Genomic DNA, 18,374 nt, shown 5'->3' with positions numbered 1-18,374 from the left:
GGCGAGAGGTCTGAACGGGAGATGAGAAAGCCGGTCGTCGGCGTGATCGGGAACGCCCATCGCGTTGAAAATCGATTTCAGGTCCAGATGGTCGGCGAGCGTAATCTGCGCGCCGTGGCCGAGGTTTCCGGCGGCCTGCCGGTGATGTTCGCGGGGTCGCCCGACATCACGGATATCGGCGCGCTGCTCGATACCGTCGACGGCATCGTGCTCACCGGCGCCCGGGCCAACGTCCACCCGACCCGTTTCAACGTCGATCCGTGCGAGGCACACGAGCCCTACGACATCCACCGCGACGAGGTGGCGCTGGCGCTCTCGGTCGCCTGCGTTGCCCGCGGTATCCCGCTGTTCGGCATCTGCCGGGGCCTCCAGGAGATGAACGTCGCCTTCGGCGGCTCGCTGCATCCCGAGATCCGCGAAATCCCGGGCCGCATGAACCATCGCATGCCGAGGCTCGAGAACGGTGAGATCCACCCCGATCCGACAGTGGTGTTCGCCGATCGTCACGACGTCGATCTGACGCCGGGCGGCGCGTTCGCAGAATTGCTCGGCTGTAACAAGATCAGGGTCAATTCGCTGCACGGCCAGGGCATCCTCGATCCCGGCAAGCGCGTGCTGATCGAGGGCATTGCCGAGGACGGCACCATCGAGGCGATCCGCATCGCGGAAGCCAAGGCCTTTGCGCTCGGCGTGCAATGGCACGCCGAATACGACCCGCAGCACAATCCGATCAACCGAAAACTGTTCGAGGCGTTCGGTCAGGCCATGGTGGCGAAGCAGCGCGCGGCGGCGTAGCTGCGGGGCTGCGGGGCTGCACCGAGGCCTACAACCATCGTCATCGTGAGCGCTGCGAAGCAAATCCACTCGCTGTCGGGTGACGGCGTGGAGGCGACCTCCGAGAGCGCGGCTCTCCTGAAGTTTGCGCCAGTGGTGAGAAAGATCGGCGTGAATTTTCCCGACAGTGAGGAGGCCGTATGACTGTTGGGGCAGATTGGTCCGCGTAGGATGGGCGACCGAAGCGAAACCCATCGTGCTGCGCGGACCTGAGCGTCGGACGTCACGGAGATTGGGATGGATGTCGGTGAGAGCCTAACTGCTCATTTTGGGGGGCGCCATCTCGTAAGGGTGACGGGCCGAGAGTTCGATTGGAATTTCAGTTTCGGGGATGCTGTCGCTTCAGGGCTGAGCGCCGAATGTCCGTGGCGGATTATCCACGCGAACGGAATTGCTTTCGCAAGCAGCGATGATGGTCATCAGTTTGGTCTGGCGGCTCCGCTCGATGGCGAGAAAGTAGCGTTAAGTCTTCTCGGAGAGAAGCCCATCGAGCGGGTTGCAATCCGCTCGGACACAGGAGACCTGTCGATCTGGTTTTCTGGCAATGTCCTCTTGGAAATTCTCAACGTGTCCTCTGGCTATGAGGGATGGAACATCGGCATTCCGAGGCTATCGATCGTTGCGACCGGCGGCGGAGGATTGGCGATTTTCGCAAACGGGCACGAGAACTAGTGCCCAGGATGGATTTCGCGGCGCTGAACGCATCCTACGAATTACCGACAGCGCTTGCGATCTCTCGGGCGCAATAAACCAGATATCAAGAATTGGTGCGCGCGGTTTTCTCGATTCCGATTCGTTCTATGAGAACGAAGTGAAGTCAGACGCAGAACGAAACTCGATGACCACAAAAAAAGGCGCCCCGAGGGGCGCCTTTCGTGTGTCGCGGTCGTTCGGGTCGCTTAGCCCGAATAGTACATTTCGAATTCGACCGGATGCGGGGTCATTTCGAAGCGGGCGACTTCGGTCATCTTCAGCTCGATATAGGCGTCGATGAAGTCGTCGTCGAACACGCCGCCGTTCTTCAGGAAGCCGCGGTCCTTATCGAGGTTTTCCAGCGCCTCGCGCAAGCTGCCGCAGACCGTCGGGATCTGCTTCAGCTCTTCCTTCGGCAGATCGTAGAGGTCCTTGTCCATCGCCGGACCCGGATCGATCTTGTTCTTGATGCCGTCGAGGCCCGCCATCAGCATCGCGGCGAAGCCGAGATAGGGATTGGCGAGCGGATCGGGGAAGCGCACCTCGACGCGCTTGGCCTTCGGCGAAGCGGTGTAGGGGATGCGGCAGGAGGCCGAGCGGTTGCGCGCGGAATAGGCGAGCAGCACGGGAGCCTCGTAGCCCGGGACCAGACGCTTGTAGGAGTTGGTCGACGGGTTGGTGAAGGCGTTGATCGCCTTGGCGTGCTTGATGATGCCGCCGATGTAGTGGAGGCAGGTCTCCGACAGGTCGGCGTATTTGTTGCCGGCGAACACCGGCTTGCCGTCCTTCCAGATCGACTGGTGCACGTGCATGCCCGAGCCATTGTCGCCGAAGACCGGCTTCGGCATGAAGGTGGCGCTCTTGCCGTAGATGTGTGCGACCTGGTGGATGCAGTATTTGTAGATCTGCATGTGGTCGGCCATCAGCGTCAGCGTGTCGAACTTCATGCCGAGCTCGTGCTGGGCGGAAGCGACCTCGTGATGGTGCTTCTCGACCTTCACGCCCATCTTGGCCATGGCGCCGAGCATCTCCGAGCGCATGTCCTGCACGGAATCCTGCGGCGGCACCGGGAAGTAGCCGCCCTTGGTACGGACACGATGGCCGAGATTGCCGCCTTCATATTCGGTGTCGGAGTTGGTCGGCAGCTCCGAGGAGTCGAGGCGGAAGCCGGTGCTGTAGGGGTTGGCGGAGAAGCGCACATCGTCGAACACGAAGAACTCGGCTTCGGGGCCGACGAACACGGTGTCGCCCACGCCCATCGACTTCACCATCGCCTCGGCCTTCTTGGCGATGCCGCGGGGGTCGCGGTTGTAGGGCTCGCCAGTGGTCGGCTCGAGCACGTCGCAGGTAATGACCATGGTGGTCTCGGCGAAGAACGGATCGATCGTCGCGGTCACCGGATCGGGCATCAGGCACATGTCGGACTCGTTGATCGCCTTCCAGCCGGCGATCGACGAGCCGTCGAACATCGTTCCTTCGGCGAAAATGTCCTCATCGATCATGCTGATGTCGAAGGTGACGTGCTGCCACTTGCCGCGCGGATCGGTGAAGCGCAGGTCGACGTATTTGACGTCGTTGTCCTTGATCGATTTCAGGACGTCTTTGGCGGTCTTCATGCATACCCCTTTTGGCTCTGCGGGTCGGTTTCCAAACTTCGAGCGACCGTGTTCACGCTTCTTGAGGCGCGCGAGGCACAAACAAAATGAGGCCGCCGAAGCAGCCTATTTCTTGTCAGAATGTCGCAAAATGCGGGATAGCACCCGGCTCAGATAGCGTCCAGCCCGGATTCGCCGGTTCGGATGCGGATCGCCTCTTCGATATTGGAGACGAAGATCTTGCCGTCGCCGATGCGCCCGGTTTGCGCGGCGCGGCGGATTGCGTCGATCGCGCGCTCGACCAGATCGTCGCCGATCACGATCTCGATCTTCACCTTGGGCAGGAAGTCGACGATGTATTCTGCGCCGCGGTATAGCTCGGCGTGACCCTTCTGCCGGCCGAAGCCCTTGGCTTCGGTGACGGTGATGCCCTGAAGGCCGACTTCCTGAAGCGCTTCCTTCACCTCGTCGAGCTTGAATGGCTTGATGATGGCTTCGATTTTCTTCACTGCGCGCCTCCCGGCCTTTCGAACAAATAGCAACGTCTTCGTCAGGATGCGCTTTTCTTAACGCACGATCTTGTCTTCGCTATGCCGGGATCCCTGACCAGTCCGGCAACAACGGCCGGCCACGCCCTGATAAATGCCAGTGAGCACGACGAACCGAAGCGACTTCCGCGAAAGCAGGGTCTATGCCAAGTTGCAAATGCCCTGATTATTGGAGCGTTATCAGCCTTTTAACGTGCAGCTCTGATAGGTGGCGCCGACCCGCACAAAATACCGCAGACTACGAAATAGGCAAACGGTTCAATATCTGTGCAGATCGTCGTTCCGTCGGATGGTCTGGTGCGGAACGTGCCTCTTGAAAAGGCTTTTGGACAGGGAAGTGGCATGGAAGTTCTGACCAACGCCGAAATGCAGCGCGCCGACCAGCTCAGCATTGCGGCAGGCACCCCCGGCTTCAAGCTGATGCTCAGCGCCGGCCAGGCGGTCGCCGAGGCCGCCCACGCGCTGGTGGAGGAGGGGCCGATCCTGATCGTGGCCGGCCCGGGCAATAACGGCGGGGACGGTTTTGTCGCAGCCGCCGAGCTCGCCGCGCAAGGCCGCGAGGTCTCGGTGATCCTGATGTGCGAGCGCGACCAGCTCCAGGGCGATGCGGCCTCGGCCGCGCGGGGCTGGAAGCACCCGGTGCTTCCTTTCAACCCGCAGGCGATCGGGCGACCGGCGCTGATCGTCGATGCGCTGTTCGGCGCGGGCCTCAGCCGTCCCGTCGAGGGCGAGGCCCGTGAGATGATCGAGGCGATCAACGGCAACGGTGCGCCGGTGCTCGCGGTGGACCTGCCGAGCGGCATCAACGGCACCAGCGCGGCCGTGCTGGGCGTGGCGGTGAACGCCGCTGAGACCGTCACCTTCTTCCGGAAGAAGCCGGCGCATCTGCTGCTGCCGGGGCGGATGCATTGCGGCCACGTGCGTGTCGCCGACATCGGTATCGACGCGCAGGTGCTGGACGAGATCGCGCCGCAAATATTCGAAAACGATCCGGACTTCTGGGGCGCGGCCTTTCCGGTGCCGCGCATCGACGGCCACAAATATGCGCGCGGCCATGTGCTGGCGGTCTCGGGCGATGCGGCGGCGACCGGCGCGGCGCGGCTCGCCGCGCGCGGGGCGCTGCGGGCAGGTGCGGGCCTGGTGACTCTGGCCACGCCGCGTGATGCGCTGGCAATCAATGCGGCTGCGCTCACCGCGGTGATGGTTCGCCCCGTCGATACCGCCATCGAGTTCGGCGAGCTGCTCGGCGACAAGCGCTACAACACCTGCATCATCGGCCCCGGCGCGGGTGTCGGCGAGCGCACCTGCGATCTCGTCCACACGGCGCTTAACGCCCAGCGGCGCTTGGTGCTCGACGCGGATGCGCTGACGAGCTTTGCCGCCAATCCCGAGCGCCTGTTCGAATCGATCAAGACGTCGCAGGACAAGGCGGTGGTGCTGACGCCGCACGAGGGCGAGTTCCCGCGGCTGTTCTCCGACCTCAGCAATAAACATCCGGGGCGCTCGAAGATCGAGCGCGTGCGCGCCGCCGCCGAGCGCTCCGGCGCGGTCGTGCTGCTGAAGGGCGCGGACACCACGATCGCCGCGCCCGACGGCCGCGCCACCATCGCCGCCAACGCACCGCCCTGGCTCGCCACCGCGGGTGCCGGCGACGTGCTCGCCGGCATCATCGCAGGGCTGCTGGCGCAAGGCGTGCCGGCATTCGAGGCCGCCAGCATCGCCGTGTGGATGCATGGCGAAGCGGGGAGCGAAGCCGGGCCGGGGCTGATCGCAGAGGATCTCACCGAGACGCTGCCGGCCGTGCACCGGCGGATCTATCATGCGCTGGGGATCGAGTACTAATGCTCAGGCAGCTCGCGCTCACCGATATGGGCGCGGCGGCGCAGGTTCACCGGGCTGCATTCGACCATGCGATGCCTTGGCTCGTTGGGCTACATACGCCGGACGAGGACCGCTGGTTCTACCGGGAGCATGTCCTCGCGACGTGCCGCGTGTGGGGCCGCTTCGATGCCGATGTACTGAGCGGGATCATCGCTTTCCGTGACGGCTGGGTCGAGCAGCTTTACGTGCTTCCTGCTGTTCAAGGGCGCGGCTTCGGCACCGAACTGCTCGATGTCGCCAAGCAACCCAGCGAACGGCTGGAGCTCTGGACCTTCCAGCGCAACGCGTTGGCGCGGCGCTTCTATGAAGTGCGCGGGTTCACGATGATCGAGCAGACCGATGGAGCGCGGAACGAGGAGAAAGAACCGGACGCTCGCTATCTTTGGATGCGTCCAGGCCGATAGCTCACTCCACCCCGTACCAGCGCACCAGCCGCGGGGCGGCCCAATCCGTTACCACGGATTCGATCAGCCATCGGCCGGCACCTCTGGCCTCGAATGCGATGCGCTGGGTCTGGCCGGGTTCGATCGCGAGGGTGTCGAGCCAATAGGGCTTCCAGCCGTCGTCGAGCTTGTCGAGCAGGCGGAAATGGTGGCCGTGGAGATGGAAGACAGTGGCGACGGGGGCGGGGTTCTTGAGGGCCAACACGACGGTGCGGCCGGCCTTGGTGCGAAAGGCGGGGGCGGAGGACGTCGAGAAATTTGCGGGCCGTACCCACCCGGCGTCGGCCGCCCCGAGCGCGACATCGAATCGCAGGGCGCCTCTCAGATCGAGCCGGTCGGGCAGGTCATTCGGAGGGAGCGGCTGCGGCGGCAACAGCGGCGCGCGCCGCTCAAGCTTGCCGGAGACCGTCAGGCGGCCGACCTGGCGCGCCTCCTTGCCGCCATGCAGCAGGAATGGGGCCGATGTGGCCGCATCCACGAAGGCGTCGGCGCGTCCGCCGGGGGCTAGCACCAGCGCGCCGTTGCGTGCCTGGAACGGTTCGGCCGGCTGTCCGTCCAGGGCCAGCACCTGGACCTCGTGACTTTCCAATTTGATCGCCAGAACAGAACGTTGCGAGCCGTTGATAAAGCGCAGCCGCAGCCGCTCATTCGCCGCAGCTGAGAGTTCGAATGAAGTCTGCCCGTTGATTGTATAAAGCGGAGTCGTTTCCTTCGGGTCCCGGCCCGGGGGAAGTGCGGTTCCATCTGGCCGTAGCCGCCATTCCTCGATCAAGAGAACCACGTCGCGATCGGCGGCGACCGGGTTTGTCTCGGCGGCAATGATCGGAAGCGGGCGCGCGGGCTGCTTCAGGCCGTCCTCGAACAGCCGGAAGTCGGCCAGCAGGGTTCCCGCGTTTGGGACTGAAATAATTGATGTTTCCGTCGCGTCCGGGGCCGTTGGGGCGCGTCCTCGAAGCGGGTCGGCCGCGGCCGGGCCGCCAAGGCCGTACCAGACTGGTGCAACCGGCACAGGCAGCTCGTTGCGGAAGACCACCTCGCAGCGGTCGCCACGTTTGAGACGGACATCCCCGAGGTGGCTGACGGCGGCCAGCTCCCAGACGGGTGTAGCCGGCTGCCCCGGCCTCAGAGCCAGCGTCGCCGGCCTTGCCTGAAGCGCGAGCTGGGCGGTCATGGCCGGGACTGCGCCGCCGGCCATCAGCCCGGCCGCAGAGGCGCCAAGCCCGGTGCCAAGCCCGGCTCCAAGTCCGGCCAAAACCTCGCGCCTCGTCGGGTCGAAGATCCGCGTTTTCATGGCCGATCCGGACCACGCCGTGCTGGATAAGTCCAGCCGTCGTGCCTAGGTGAAGCCTGCCTCGATCGGGCCATTTTTTTGCTGCGAACAGGCGGGCACATGCTATAAGCCCGCCGCCCGCGGCATCGCGGCCGGTCTTGATGCAAATTTACGCGGGCGTGGCGGAACTGGTAGACGCGCTGGATTTAGGTTCCAGTGACGAAAGTTGTGGGGGTTCGAGTCCCTCCGCCCGCACCAAGCGCTTTCAGCGTTTGCACGGATTACGCGATCTGCTCCCGCGCGGATGTTTGTCCGCCGGAAGCCGGTCCGATGAACCACCGGCGTTGAGGCGTTCGCCTCGCGCCGGATCGATTAATGACAGCGTCCCGACGCATGCGCGCCGGGACCGAACGAGAAGAAGATTGGACACCATGCAGGTCACAGAAACCCTCTCGGAAGGTTTGAAGCGCGAGTTCAAGATCAGCGTTCCCGCGTCTGATCTCGACGCCAAGGCCGGTGCCAAGCTCGTCGATCTCAAGGACAAGGTCCGCATCAACGGCTTCCGTCCCGGCAAGGTGCCGGTCACGCACCTCAAGAAGGTCTATGGCCGCTCGGTGATGGCCGAGACCATCGACCAGACCATCCGCGACACCAACACGCAGCTGTTCTCCGAGCGCGGCTTCCGCCTGGCGACCGAACCGAAGATTACCATGCCGACCGAGCAGGCCGAGGTCGAGGAGCTGCTCAACGGCAAAACCGACCTGACCTACACGGTTGCGATCGAGGTGGTGCCGTCGATCGCGCTCGCCGACTTCAAGACTTTCGAGGTCGAGAAGCCCGTCGCTGAAGTCACCGACGCCGACGTCGACGAGGCGATCAAGCGCATCGCTGATTCGAACCGTGGCTATGCCGCGAAGGGCGAGGGCGCCAAGGCCGAGTCGGGTGATCGCGTCACCGTCGCCTTCAAGGGCACCATCAACGGCGAACCTTTCGAGGGCGGCGCCGGTGAGGGCATCCAGGTCGTGATCGGATCCAACACCTTCATCCCCGGCTTCGAAGAGCAGCTCACCGGCATCGGCACGGGCGAGACCCGCACGCTGAAGGTGGCATTCCCCAAGAACTACATGAACGACAAGCTCGCCGGTCAGCCGGCCGAGTTCGAGACCACGGCGACGCTGATCGAGGCGCCACAGGATCTGGCGATCGACGACGAGTTCGCCAAGACGCTCGGCCTCGAATCGCTGGACAAGCTGAAGGAAGCGGCGCGCGAGCGACTGGTCGCCGAGTTCGCGACCGCGACCCGTCAGCGCGTCAAGCGCGCGCTGCTCGACCGCCTCGACGAGACCCATCGCTTCGAGGCTCCGCCCTCGCTGGTCGATGAGGAGTTCAATCTGATGTGGAACTCGGTGAAGGCCGAGATGGACTCCGCCGGCAAGACCTTCGCCGACGAGGACACCACCGAAGACGCCGCCAAGGAAGAGTACCGCAAGATCGCCGACCGCCGCGTGCGGCTCGGCCTCGTGCTCTCCGAGATCGGCGAGAAGAACAAGATCTCCGTGACCGACGACGAGGTCGGCCGCGCCGTGATCGAGCGGGCGCGCTCGATGCCGGGCCGCGAGAAGGAGGTCTGGGACTATTACCGCAGCAACGCCCAAGCGTTGGCCCAGCTTCGTGCACCGATCTATGAGGACAAGGTCGTCGACTTCATCCTCGAGCTTGCCAAGGTGACCGAGAAGAAGGTCTCGCGCGACGATCTCTACAAGGACGACGAGGCGGAAAAGACCGCCGCCTGAGGGCTCCAGGAGGCCCTCTAGGCGAGCCTTGAGGATAGCCTTGCATTAAGGATGATCAGCAAAGAGGTCGAGCTAGCCAGGTGGCCGGCTGGGCCTCTTTGTACGAATCAGCTTCAACTGCCCCACGGATTAAGCCTTAATTCGCTCCGCACTTGTCAGGCGCGAATTGGGCTATATCTGTCGCTACGCCTTCCGCTTCTACCAAGTTCGTCTACCAAGTTCCTGCATCACGGGACGTCCATCGGCCTTCCGGCAGATCCAGCCCGACTGGCAGCCGGGCCTGGCGATGTCCGCCTCTTCAAAACCCTAGGTGACTCATGCGCGATCCGGTTGAAACCTACATGAACCTCGTGCCCATGGTGGTCGAGCAGACCAACCGTGGCGAGCGCGCCTACGACATTTTCTCGCGCCTTTTGAAAGAGCGCATCATCTTCCTGACCGGGCCGGTCGAGGACGGCATGTCGACGCTGATCGTCGCGCAGTTGCTGTTCCTTGAGGCGGAAAATCCGAAGAAGGAAATCTCGATGTACATCAATTCGCCGGGTGGCGTGGTGACGTCGGGCCTCGCGATCTACGACACCATGCAGTTCATTCGTCCGCCGGTCTCGACGCTGTGCACGGGCCAGGCCGCCTCGATGGGCTCGCTGCTGCTCTGTGCCGGCGAAAAGGACATGCGCTTCTCGCTGCCGAACGCGCGCATCATGGTGCATCAGCCTTCCGGCGGCTTCCAGGGCCAGGCCACCGACATCATGCTGCACGCCCAGGAAATCCTGAACCTGAAGAAGCGGCTCAACGAGATCTACGTGAAGCACACCGGCCAGACCTACAAGGCGATCGAGGACGCGCTGGAACGCGACAAGTTCCTGACCGCGAGCGACGCCAAGGAGTTCGGTTTGGTCGACAGGGTCATCGACAAGCGCGCCGAGGAAACCGCGGCGCCGAAGACCCCGTAGCACTACTGCGGCGGCGAACCCTTCGGGCTCGCCGGCGCGATCAGGGAGCGTTCACGTTAAGGACACGTGCGCGCGTCGCAAAATGTAGTTTTGCGCCCTGCGACAGGCAGAAAGTTCCGCTTTCGTGCTTGTTTTTCGTGGCAATCCAGCAACGCCGGGGTGATTTCCATCACTTCGCCCGTGCCAAGACCGGAAATCACGGTATTGTCACGGGTAGCCGGCGTCCCCCGATTAGCGAATTCTTGATAGTCGGGTGACAGCATGGTTCGCTACGACTGATCGGCTATGATCGCGGAGAAGCAAGTGACCGTGATTCGCACGGCATGTAACGCGTAGGGTCTTTTTTGGTACGGAATTTGCTCTATTTGAAGGACTGTACCGGCTGTCGTGCCGGAATAGGGCGATCGAGCGGACGGGATCGAACCGCGGACGGAGACATGAATGAGTAAGGTCGGCACGAGCGACTCCAAGAACACGCTGTATTGCTCGTTCTGCGGCAAGAGCCAGCACGAAGTTCGCAAACTGATCGCGGGTCCCACGGTCTTCATTTGCGACGAGTGCGTCGAGCTCTGCATGGACATCATTCGCGAGGAGAACAAATCCTCGCTGGTGAAGTCGCGCGACGGGATTCCGACGCCGAAGGAAATCTGCAAGGTGCTGGACGATTACGTGATCGGCCAGAACCATGCGAAGAAGGTCCTCTCGGTCGCGGTGCACAATCACTACAAGCGCCTCAACCACCAGACCAAGCACAACGACGTCGAGCTTGCGAAGTCGAACATCCTGCTGATCGGTCCGACCGGGTCGGGCAAGACGCTGCTCGCGCAGACGCTCGCCCGCATCCTGGACGTGCCGTTCACGATGGCGGATGCGACGACACTGACGGAAGCCGGCTATGTCGGCGAGGACGTCGAGAACATCATCCTGAAGCTGCTCCAGGCCGCCGACTACAATGTCGAGCGTGCCCAGCGCGGCATTGTCTATATCGACGAAATCGACAAGATCAGCCGCAAGTCCGACAATCCCTCGATCACGCGCGACGTGTCGGGTGAGGGCGTGCAGCAGGCACTGCTCAAGATCATGGAAGGCACGGTGGCTTCGGTCCCGCCGCAGGGCGGCCGCAAGCATCCGCAGCAGGAATTCCTGCAGGTGGACACCACCAACATCCTGTTCATCTGCGGTGGTGCGTTCTCGGGCCTCGAAAAGATCATCTCGGCACGCGGACGTTCGACCTCGATCGGTTTCGCCGCCCAGGTGCTCGCTCCGGAAGACCGCCGCACCGGCGAAATCTTCCGTCACGTCGAGCCGGAGGATCTCCTAAAGTACGGCCTGATCCCGGAGTTCGTCGGCCGTCTGCCCGTCGTGGCGACGCTGGAGGATCTGGACGAGGCTTCGCTCAAGAAGATCCTGGTCGAGCCGAAGAACGCGCTGGTGAAACAGTACCAGCGGCTGTTCGAGATGGAGAACATCGAGCTGACCTTCGCCGACGAGGCGCTTGGCGCGGTTGCCCGCAGGGCGATCGAGCGCAAGACCGGTGCGCGCGGACTGCGCTCGATCCTCGAGGCGATCCTGCTCGAGACCATGTTCGACCTGCCGGGCCTCGAAGGTGTGGAAGAAGTCGTGATTTCCCGCGAAGTCGTGGAAGGAACGGCGCGTCCGCTCTACATCTACGCCGATCGGTCCGATCGCGCCGTCGAGAACGCCAGCGCCTGATTTGCGGCGCTGGAACGCTCCTATCGTCTCCTCAAGTAAGGGCTGCGGAAAGTCTTTCCGCAGCCGGTGTTGCGTCGCTTATTTGCGTGCGTAAGCGCCTGATGGCGCGCGTCTTCAATGACTTGACACCCCCCGGGTCGATAGCCACCTAATGTCGGCGGCGAGCAAAAATTCTCTTCAAGATTCGCCTCAGTTCCGATCCGGCAGGCCGGTCCAACCTCAAAAGGACCGACCGGTTTTGTGGATCACCTCGGCACCTTGTGGCGGTTGCGCATGAGCATGGCGGGCTGCGTGCAAGGGGGCAAAGCAAAAGGAAAAGGCCATGACCAATCCAAAACCCAGGCCAACCATCGTCCATGGCGAAACGCACGCCTATCCCGTGCTGCCCCTGCGCGACATCGTCGTCTTCCCGCACATGATCGTTCCGCTCTTCGTCGGCCGCGAGAAGTCGATCCGCGCGCTCGAAGAGGTGATGAAGAACGACGCGCTGATCATGCTCGCGACCCAGAAGAACGCGTCCGACGATGATCCGGCACCCGATTCCATTTACGAGACCGGTACGCTGGCCAGCGTGCTCCAGCTCTTGAAGCTTCCCGACGGCACCGTGAAGGTGCTGGTCGAAGGGCTCGAGCGGGCGCGCGTGCAGAAGTACACCGATCGCGCCGACTATTACGAAGCAACCGCGATTGCGCTCGCCGACACCGATGCGAAGTCGGTCGAGGCCGAGGCGATGGCGCGCTCGGTGGTGTCCGACTTCGAGAGCTATGTGAAGCTCAACAAGAAGATCTCGGCCGAGGTCGTCGGCGTCGTGCAGGCGATCACCGATTTCGCCAAGCTCGCCGACACCGTCGCCTCGCATCTCGCCGTCAAGATCGCGGATCGCCAGGGCATCCTGGAGACGCTGTCGGTCACGCAGCGGCTCGAGAAGGTGCTGGGCCTGATGGAGAGCGAGATCTCGGTGCTCCAGGTCGAGAAGCGTATCCGCTCGCGCGTCAAGCGCCAGATGGAGAAGACCCAGCGCGAGTACTATCTCAACGAGCAGATGAAGGCGATCCAGAAGGAGCTCGGCGACGACGACGGTCGCGACGAGCTCGCTGATCTCGAAGAGAAGATCTCCAAGACCAAGCTCTCCAAGGAAGCGCGCGAGAAGGCGCAGCATGAATTGAAGAAGCTGCGCCAGATGTCGCCGATGTCCGCGGAAGCGACCGTCGTGCGCAACTATCTGGATTGGCTGCTGTCGATCCCGTGGAACAAGAAGTCCAAGGTGAAGAAGGATCTGGAAGCCGCGCAGGCGGTTCTGGATGCCGATCACTACGGGCTGGAGAAGGTCAAGGACCGCATCGTCGAGTATCTCGCCGTGCAGTCGCGCGCCAACAAGCTGACCGGCCCGATCCTGTGCCTCGTCGGCCCTCCCGGTGTCGGCAAGACCTCGCTCGGCAAGTCGATCGCGAAGGCGACCGGGCGTGAGTTCGTGCGCGTGTCGCTCGGTGGCGTGCGTGACGAGGCCGAGATCCGCGGTCACCGCCGCACCTATATCGGTTCGATGCCCGGCAAGATCATCCAGTCGATGCGGAAGGCGAAGTCGTCCAATCCGCTGTTCCTGCTGGACGAGATCGACAAGATGGGCGCCGATTTCCGCGGCGATCCGTCCTCGGCTTTGCTCGAGGTCCTCGACCCCGAGCAGAACGCGACCTTCAACGACCACTATCTCGAGGTCGACTACGATCTCTCCAACGTGATGTTCATCACGACCGCGAATACGCTCAATATTCCCGGGCCGCTGATGGACCGCATGGAGATCATCCGGATCGCGGGCTACACCGAGAACGAGAAGGTCGAGATCGCGCGCAAGCACCTGATCCCGAACGCGGTGTCCAAGCACGGCCTGGACTCCAAGGAATTCTCGATCGACGACGACGCGCTGCTGCTTCTGATCCGCCGCTACACCCGCGAAGCGGGCGTGCGTAACCTGGAGCGTGAGCTCTCCACACTCGCCCGCAAGGCGGTGAAGGAGCTGATGATCTCCAAGAAGAAGTCGGTCAAGGTCACCGAGAAGACTCTGGAAGAGCTGCTCGGCGTGCCGAAGTACCGCTACGGTGAGATCGAGAGCGAGCCGCAGGTCGGCATCGTCACCGGCCTTGCCTGGACCGATGTCGGCGGCGAGTTGCTGACGATCGAAGGCGTCATGATGCCCGGCAAGGGCAAGATGACGGTCACGGGCAATCTGCGTGACGTGATGAAGGAATCGATCTCGGCGGCGGCGTCCTATGTCCGCTCGCGCGCGATCGTCTACGGCATCGAGCCGCCGCTGTTCGACCGGCGCGACATCCACGTGCACGTGCCGGAAGGCGCGACGCCGAAGGACGGTCCGTCGGCGGGCGTGGCGATGGCCACCGCGATCATCTCGGTCATGACCGGCATCCCGGTCCGCCACGATGTCGCGATGACCGGTGAGATCACGCTGCGCGGCCGCGTGCTGCCGATCGGCGGTCTGAAGGAGAAGCTGCTGGCTGCTGCCCGCGGCGGCATCAAGACGGTGCTGATCCCCGAGGACAATGCCAAGGATCTCACGGAGATTTCCGATGCGATCAAAGGCGGCATGGAGATCATCCCGGTCTCGCGCCTCGACGACGTCGTTGCAAAGGCCTTGGTGAAGAAGCCGGTGCCGATCGTCTGGGAAGAGGACACCAAGGTGACGGTGAAGCCGGACGGCGACGAAGCCGCCGGCGGCCTGACCGCTCACTGAGATCGCAGCTCGAAAACATGATAAAACGGCGCCTTCGGGCGCCGTTTTTGTTGTGGGGCATTTTGTTTTGGGCAGTGGATGACGACAATGCACATCGACGGGCAATGCCATTGCGGCCAGATCACCTTTGAAGCGGAGATCGATCCCGAGACGGTGTCGGTCTGCCATTGCCGGGACTGCCAGACCCTAACGGGATCGCCGTTCCGGGTGACGGCGATCTGCACCAAGACCGACGTCAAGCTGACCGCCGGCACGCCCAGGATCTACGGCAAGCGCGGCGACAACGGTCGGATGCGCTTCCAGCACTTCTGCGCCGAGTGCGGTTCCCCGCTGTTCACGAGCGGCGAGGGCGACCAGGAGGACGATTGGGGCATCCGCTGGGGCAGCATCCGCCAGCGTGACAAATTGCGGCCCGTCAGGCAGATCTGGTGCCAGTCGGCGGCAGTGTGGATCGACGCAGTGCCACTGCTGCCGGGTCGCCCGGGGGATTGAGGGCCGGCTGGTGGGCGGTCACGGATTCGAACCGCGGACCCTCTCGGTGTAAACGATGCGTGGAACGTCGGCCGCGTTGTTTCTCAAGCAATTTTCGGCCATTTCGATCCATCCTGTTCACTCTCGGTTCGCGCCATTCTTGGGCGTTTCATGGGCGTGGTGCGGCCTAAGCTGTGTGCCGCGTCGAGCACGGGGTCGAACGACCCAGGCAGATGGTGCTTGTAGACCTTCCTGATGATTGCGACCGAGACGCCGCAATAGTCGCTCACAACGTCGATGGGGATGCCCTTGCGCAGCATCCAGCTGATAGCCGTGTGCCGGAGCGTATGACGCAACACCTTCTGCGCCGGGTCGTCGGTCGCCAGCCCGGCCGCCTCTACGAGGGATGGCCACACGGTCTTGAACGACTTCACCGGCTTGCCCTGATACTCGATCACGAACCGGTTGGAGAAGCCCTTGCGCTCCCAGCGGCGCATATGGGCGAGCAGTCGGGGCGTCAACGGGACCGTCGGCTGTCGCTTGTTGGTTGCGCGCTTGTCGGCCGGCTTGCGCTGGAAGATGCCACTCTCAAGATCGATGTGACCGCGTCCAATCGTCGGCATCAGCGCGGCGTTCGTCACGTCGCCCGCGCGGCTCCCGGTGTAGATGGACGCCAGCATGAAGCGTGCAACGTGCTTGCCGCTGTGATGCCCGTTGTCACCCTTCGCGCGCCATGCGGTCCAGAGCAGCGCCGCAAATTCATTGCGGCTCAGCCATCGTTGACGTGGTTCAACATCGTCCGGCAAGGTCGGGCGGAAAACCAGCGAAGCACCGCCAGCCTTGCGCAGCGCAAAGTTGATTGCTGCCGACAAGTCCTCCAACTCGCGGCGCGGCGCCGACTGGCACTCAAATGGCAACTTGTCGCTGTCCTCAGCGATCTCGGCTGATCGCCGCTCGGCGTACTCGTCCTGAAGTGGGCCCGTGATCTCGCCAACGACCTTCATGCCGAAGAAGTCGAGCAGTCGGTCCAGCTTCTTCCGGATCGCGTGCGGTCGAGCTAGTGCCTTACCGGCCCTGTTGACGTGCCCGGTCCAATACAAGCTGATCGCATCAGCTATGTTGATCGCATTGGGATCACGGTTGCGGATGGCTTGTGCCGGATCGTGCTTTTTTCGGAGATAGTCTTGGAGGGCTTGCTCGGCTCCTGCAAGGTCGCTCTCGCCGCATCCAGTGCTAAACTCCTTGCCTGCATCGAGGATGACATAGGTTGGGGCACGATCTGCTCGACCGGGTCGGAGCCAGAGCCTTGCGCTCTTTCGGGGGCGCGACATGGTGATGTCCTCATCTGTCGGATGTCGTTAAGCGTGGTGAAGTCTTTTCCGGCGATGCGCTCAACCTTGAGCCGACCGGCACGCGCTAGTCGTTGCAGCGCCTTGCCGGTCATCGATCCATCGGGAAAAGCCAGAGTAGCCGCAGCGGCGAGCCGCAGCGGGGTGTCGGGCCCGATGTTGTCGGGAACAGCGGTTGGCTTGACCAGCGTGTTTTGGCCGCGAGGTTCGCGCGGGATCGGCTTGAACTTTTCGTCGTGTAGAGCAAGCACACGGCGCAACCGTTCTGCCTCGTGGCAATCGCGCTCGCGCTGCTCGGCTTCAGTCCGATCACGACCAGCCTGCCACGGATAGCGGTGACCGCTAGCAACGCGAGCCTTGGCTATCCTGAGCTGGTCCAGGACTATGTTCAATTCTCCTGTCATCTCGCCCTCTGGGCACCAACACGCCGTTCGCGCGCGCTCTCACGCGCGATGCGTTCCATGATTGCTTTGTTGATCTCTCGGGTGACATTCGTCCCCGCGACGGACGCGCGCTCCCTCAGCCACGCCTTCACGTCTCGCGGCAACTGCAAGAGCAGCCTGACGTCGTCTGATCTTGGTCGTCCAGGCATTCTTAATGCTCCCGACACTCGTCGAGGAGAACAAACCATGTATACCCGGAGTTCGTCAACATCTTGTAGTTAAGGGTCGGAAAGTGCACCAGAAAATGTGGTTTTGAGCCTGATTTATGGCAGAAGATCAATGACTTGCAGAACGCTCTTACCGGGCCTCGCGCGCGGGATCAGATAAGAACGTCGCTTTCGCAAACGCCTTTGAAGAATGGGTGGGCGCACCCAGACTTGGCCCGATGCTCGAACTCCGCCAAGCAGGCCAACCGACGCAGCACTGAATACAGCTTGCGCCAGCGCGAACTGGCCGCTTTGCCTGCCTCCGACCAGCCAAGATGCGCTCCATGCGCGCGAGGCTCGTCGATGTCGTGCTGATGCTGCCCATGGGTTGCGATCAGACCCCGGCGCTCATGCTCTCGTCAAGCTCCCGCCCGCGTGCTGATTGACGAACCCGCTACTAGCTGCCGGCTTCGTCAATCGGGCGGCGGCCTGCGGCCGATCCTCACTTCCAAGTGCGAAGGAAGGCCTGACGTTGCAACCTCAGCTTGGCATCGCAATCCACAATGGCGTGCGATACGGCGTCAGAAATTTTCTTTTGAAGGGCGCGCCGCTCGATAGCATTATCGCACTTAGTCATAGAGCCAAGGGCGAGATAGAGCGCATCTTCAAGATCTGCATTCACATCCAAAAATTCTGCTCGGAGTGAAAGCCGACGGTCGGCCTCTTTGAGAACCATCGAAAACAAGCTTAGCGTCGTGCAGGCGGTTTCGTATCGAAGCTTCTTGATCGCATCTCCGCGCACTTGCTGGTCGTCCGTTTCCGAAGCCACTGCAGCCAGATTGGCAAGCGTCCTCAAATCTTTGTAGGTCTCTTTGATCGGGCCGCGGATATCACCATCGAAACTATCTGACGCTTCCTTGGTCCGCCGATCGACAACGCGATACCGCCACTGCAGCAGCAGACTGACTAGCGACAATGCGCCAGAGGCTCCAATTCCCCACCAACGAGCATCTAGATACCAAGGCTGCTCTGATACGTCCGAGGACGGGCGAACCGGAGAAGGCTTAGGGGTAGGAATCTGTTTTTGTTGAGCCTGACCACAAACCGGCAGAACCAGCAGTGTGCTCGCCAGTAGCCACGTCCGAAACCATTCTTTGCTTGGCATTAGAATGGAAGAGGATCACCTTTGAGTAGGCTATACTCGGCACCTCTTCGAATCTGAGCGAGCAGATGGGGCTCAGCCGAAAAGTGATACTTCTTAAAAAATGCGTCCACATCACCGATGTGTTTAACGCTTTTTCCGAACATGCCCAAAACAAAGGATGGCGTTATAGCTTCTAGCTCTGGAGAGAGCACAACCGACAATTCCTCGGCGCCGCTGTCGAGTGCGTCGAGATTAAATTCCTTGCGCGCGGCCAGGCCGCGCTGTTTCCCCGACAGAACGGAGGTGTCACCCTCGCCTGAAAGCTGAGATAAATTTAACATCTTAGCCATCG

16 protein-coding genes and 1 tRNA gene are annotated in these 18,374 nt (G+C 62.4%); 10 read left to right on the top strand and 7 right to left on the bottom strand.

Features of this window, described 5'->3' with window-relative positions:
- Positions 1-21 precede the first annotated feature (21 nt).
- Both BRA1417_RS0125835 and BRA1417_RS0125825 read left to right on the top strand, forming a co-directional pair.
- The gene (locus BRA1417_RS0125835; RefSeq protein WP_027518285.1) at positions 22-795 is read left to right on the top strand and encodes a gamma-glutamyl-gamma-aminobutyrate hydrolase family protein; all 774 of its coding nucleotides are present in this window, start codon (positions 22-24) and stop codon (positions 793-795) included.
- A 276-nt stretch (positions 796-1,071) separates the two neighbouring features.
- Positions 1,072-1,506 (top strand): hypothetical protein, encoded by a 435-nt coding sequence (locus tag BRA1417_RS0125825; RefSeq protein WP_027518284.1) that lies wholly within the window; start codon positions 1,072-1,074, stop codon positions 1,504-1,506.
- 227 nt (positions 1,507-1,733) lie between these two features.
- Here BRA1417_RS0125825 and glnA read toward each other — a convergent pair whose 3' ends face one another.
- Together glnA and BRA1417_RS0125815 are read right to left on the bottom strand one after the other, a co-directional pair.
- Positions 1,734-3,143: a type I glutamate--ammonia ligase gene (glnA, locus tag BRA1417_RS0125820; protein ID WP_027518283.1), complete on the bottom strand. Its 1,410-nt coding sequence runs from the start codon at positions 3,141-3,143 to the stop codon at positions 1,734-1,736.
- Between the two features lie 149 nt (positions 3,144-3,292).
- Positions 3,293-3,631 (bottom strand): P-II family nitrogen regulator, encoded by a 339-nt coding sequence (locus tag BRA1417_RS0125815; RefSeq protein ID WP_007603495.1) that lies wholly within the window; start codon positions 3,629-3,631, stop codon positions 3,293-3,295.
- A 381-nt stretch (positions 3,632-4,012) separates the two neighbouring features.
- Here BRA1417_RS0125815 and BRA1417_RS0125810 point away from each other — a divergent pair, with 381 nt between their 5' ends.
- Together BRA1417_RS0125810 and BRA1417_RS0125805 are read left to right on the top strand one after the other, a co-directional pair.
- Positions 4,013-5,512 (top strand): bifunctional ADP-dependent NAD(P)H-hydrate dehydratase/NAD(P)H-hydrate epimerase, encoded by a 1,500-nt coding sequence (locus tag BRA1417_RS0125810; RefSeq protein ID WP_027518282.1) that lies wholly within the window; start codon positions 4,013-4,015, stop codon positions 5,510-5,512.
- Positions 5,512-5,955 (top strand): GNAT family N-acetyltransferase, encoded by a 444-nt coding sequence (locus BRA1417_RS0125805; protein ID WP_027518281.1) that lies wholly within the window; start codon positions 5,512-5,514, stop codon positions 5,953-5,955. Before BRA1417_RS0125810 ends, BRA1417_RS0125805 begins: the two co-directional genes overlap by 1 nt.
- 1 nt (position 5,956) lies before the next feature.
- On the opposite strand, the gene BRA1417_RS0125800 is transcribed toward BRA1417_RS0125805, so the two are convergent.
- Positions 5,957-7,285: a multicopper oxidase family protein gene (locus BRA1417_RS0125800; RefSeq protein WP_027518280.1), complete on the bottom strand. Its 1,329-nt coding sequence runs from the start codon at positions 7,283-7,285 to the stop codon at positions 5,957-5,959.
- A gap of 152 nt (positions 7,286-7,437) precedes the next feature.
- Between BRA1417_RS0125800 and BRA1417_RS0125795 the strand changes: the two genes are divergently transcribed.
- The 6 genes from BRA1417_RS0125795 to BRA1417_RS0125770 all read left to right on the top strand — a co-directional run bounded on the left by BRA1417_RS0125795 (position 7,438) and on the right by BRA1417_RS0125770 (position 14,961).
- Positions 7,438-7,522, top strand: a tRNA-Leu gene (locus BRA1417_RS0125795).
- A 173-nt stretch (positions 7,523-7,695) separates the two neighbouring features.
- Positions 7,696-9,057: a trigger factor gene (tig, locus tag BRA1417_RS0125790; protein WP_027518279.1), complete on the top strand. Its 1,362-nt coding sequence runs from the start codon at positions 7,696-7,698 to the stop codon at positions 9,055-9,057.
- Positions 9,058-9,374: 317 nt separating this feature from the next.
- A complete protein-coding gene (locus BRA1417_RS0125785) occupies positions 9,375-10,010 on the top strand; it encodes an ATP-dependent Clp protease proteolytic subunit (RefSeq protein ID WP_007603501.1) in 636 nt (211 codons plus the stop codon).
- 441 nt (positions 10,011-10,451) lie between these two features.
- A complete protein-coding gene (gene clpX / locus BRA1417_RS0125780; protein WP_007603503.1) occupies positions 10,452-11,723 on the top strand; it encodes an ATP-dependent Clp protease ATP-binding subunit ClpX in 1,272 nt (423 codons plus the stop codon).
- Between the two features lie 322 nt (positions 11,724-12,045).
- Positions 12,046-14,469: an endopeptidase La gene (gene lon, locus BRA1417_RS0125775; protein ID WP_007603504.1), complete on the top strand. Its 2,424-nt coding sequence runs from the start codon at positions 12,046-12,048 to the stop codon at positions 14,467-14,469.
- Between the two features lie 87 nt (positions 14,470-14,556).
- The gene (locus BRA1417_RS0125770) at positions 14,557-14,961 is read left to right on the top strand and encodes a GFA family protein (protein ID WP_027518278.1); all 405 of its coding nucleotides are present in this window, start codon (positions 14,557-14,559) and stop codon (positions 14,959-14,961) included.
- 83 nt (positions 14,962-15,044) lie between these two features.
- On the opposite strand, the gene BRA1417_RS40855 is transcribed toward BRA1417_RS0125770, so the two are convergent.
- The 4 genes from BRA1417_RS40855 to BRA1417_RS0125745 all read right to left on the bottom strand — a co-directional run bounded on the left by BRA1417_RS40855 (position 15,045) and on the right by BRA1417_RS0125745 (position 18,372).
- Positions 15,045-16,040 (bottom strand): tyrosine-type recombinase/integrase, encoded by a 996-nt coding sequence (locus tag BRA1417_RS40855; protein ID WP_051448384.1) that lies wholly within the window; start codon positions 16,038-16,040, stop codon positions 15,045-15,047.
- Positions 16,041-16,054: 14 nt separating this feature from the next.
- Positions 16,055-16,693, bottom strand: a complete 639-nt coding sequence (locus BRA1417_RS44965) for a hypothetical protein (protein WP_051448383.1) — start codon at positions 16,691-16,693, stop codon at positions 16,055-16,057.
- A gap of 687 nt (positions 16,694-17,380) precedes the next feature.
- Positions 17,381-17,854 carry a hypothetical protein gene (locus tag BRA1417_RS0125750; protein ID WP_027518277.1) on the bottom strand — a complete coding sequence of 158 codons (474 nt, stop codon included), beginning with the start codon at positions 17,852-17,854 and terminating at the stop codon, positions 17,381-17,383.
- 188 nt (positions 17,855-18,042) lie between these two features.
- Positions 18,043-18,372: a hypothetical protein gene (locus BRA1417_RS0125745; RefSeq protein WP_027518276.1), complete on the bottom strand. Its 330-nt coding sequence runs from the start codon at positions 18,370-18,372 to the stop codon at positions 18,043-18,045.
- Positions 18,373-18,374 lie beyond the last annotated feature (2 nt).

Origin of the sequence: Bradyrhizobium sp. WSM1417 (assembly GCF_000515415.1) — a bacterium.
Classification (GTDB): domain Bacteria; phylum Pseudomonadota; class Alphaproteobacteria; order Rhizobiales; family Xanthobacteraceae; genus Bradyrhizobium.
This window is presented reverse-complemented; position numbering and strand designations above follow the sequence as displayed.

Coding starts and splice junctions, on each gene's coding strand:
- BRA1417_RS0125805 (WP_027518281.1), top strand. CDS start 5,512: ATGCTCAGGCAGCTCGCGCTCACCGATATGGGCGCGGCGGCGCAGGTT.
- BRA1417_RS0125785 (WP_007603501.1), top strand. CDS start 9,375: ATGCGCGATCCGGTTGAAACCTACATGAACCTCGTGCCCATGGTGGTC.
- BRA1417_RS0125825 (WP_027518284.1), top strand. CDS start 1,072: ATGGATGTCGGTGAGAGCCTAACTGCTCATTTTGGGGGGCGCCATCTC.
- BRA1417_RS0125770 (WP_027518278.1), top strand. CDS start 14,557: ATGCACATCGACGGGCAATGCCATTGCGGCCAGATCACCTTTGAAGCG.
- clpX (WP_007603503.1), top strand. CDS start 10,452: ATGAGTAAGGTCGGCACGAGCGACTCCAAGAACACGCTGTATTGCTCG.
- BRA1417_RS0125810 (WP_027518282.1), top strand. CDS start 4,013: ATGGAAGTTCTGACCAACGCCGAAATGCAGCGCGCCGACCAGCTCAGC.
- glnA (WP_027518283.1), bottom strand. CDS start 3,143: ATGAAGACCGCCAAAGACGTCCTGAAATCGATCAAGGACAACGACGTC.
- BRA1417_RS0125835 (WP_027518285.1), top strand. CDS start 22: ATGAGAAAGCCGGTCGTCGGCGTGATCGGGAACGCCCATCGCGTTGAA.
- lon (WP_007603504.1), top strand. CDS start 12,046: ATGACCAATCCAAAACCCAGGCCAACCATCGTCCATGGCGAAACGCAC.
- tig (WP_027518279.1), top strand. CDS start 7,696: ATGCAGGTCACAGAAACCCTCTCGGAAGGTTTGAAGCGCGAGTTCAAG.
- BRA1417_RS0125800 (WP_027518280.1), bottom strand. CDS start 7,285: ATGAAAACGCGGATCTTCGACCCGACGAGGCGCGAGGTTTTGGCCGGA.
- BRA1417_RS44965 (WP_051448383.1), bottom strand. CDS start 16,693: ATGACAGGAGAATTGAACATAGTCCTGGACCAGCTCAGGATAGCCAAG.
- BRA1417_RS0125745 (WP_027518276.1), bottom strand. CDS start 18,372: ATGGCTAAGATGTTAAATTTATCTCAGCTTTCAGGCGAGGGTGACACC.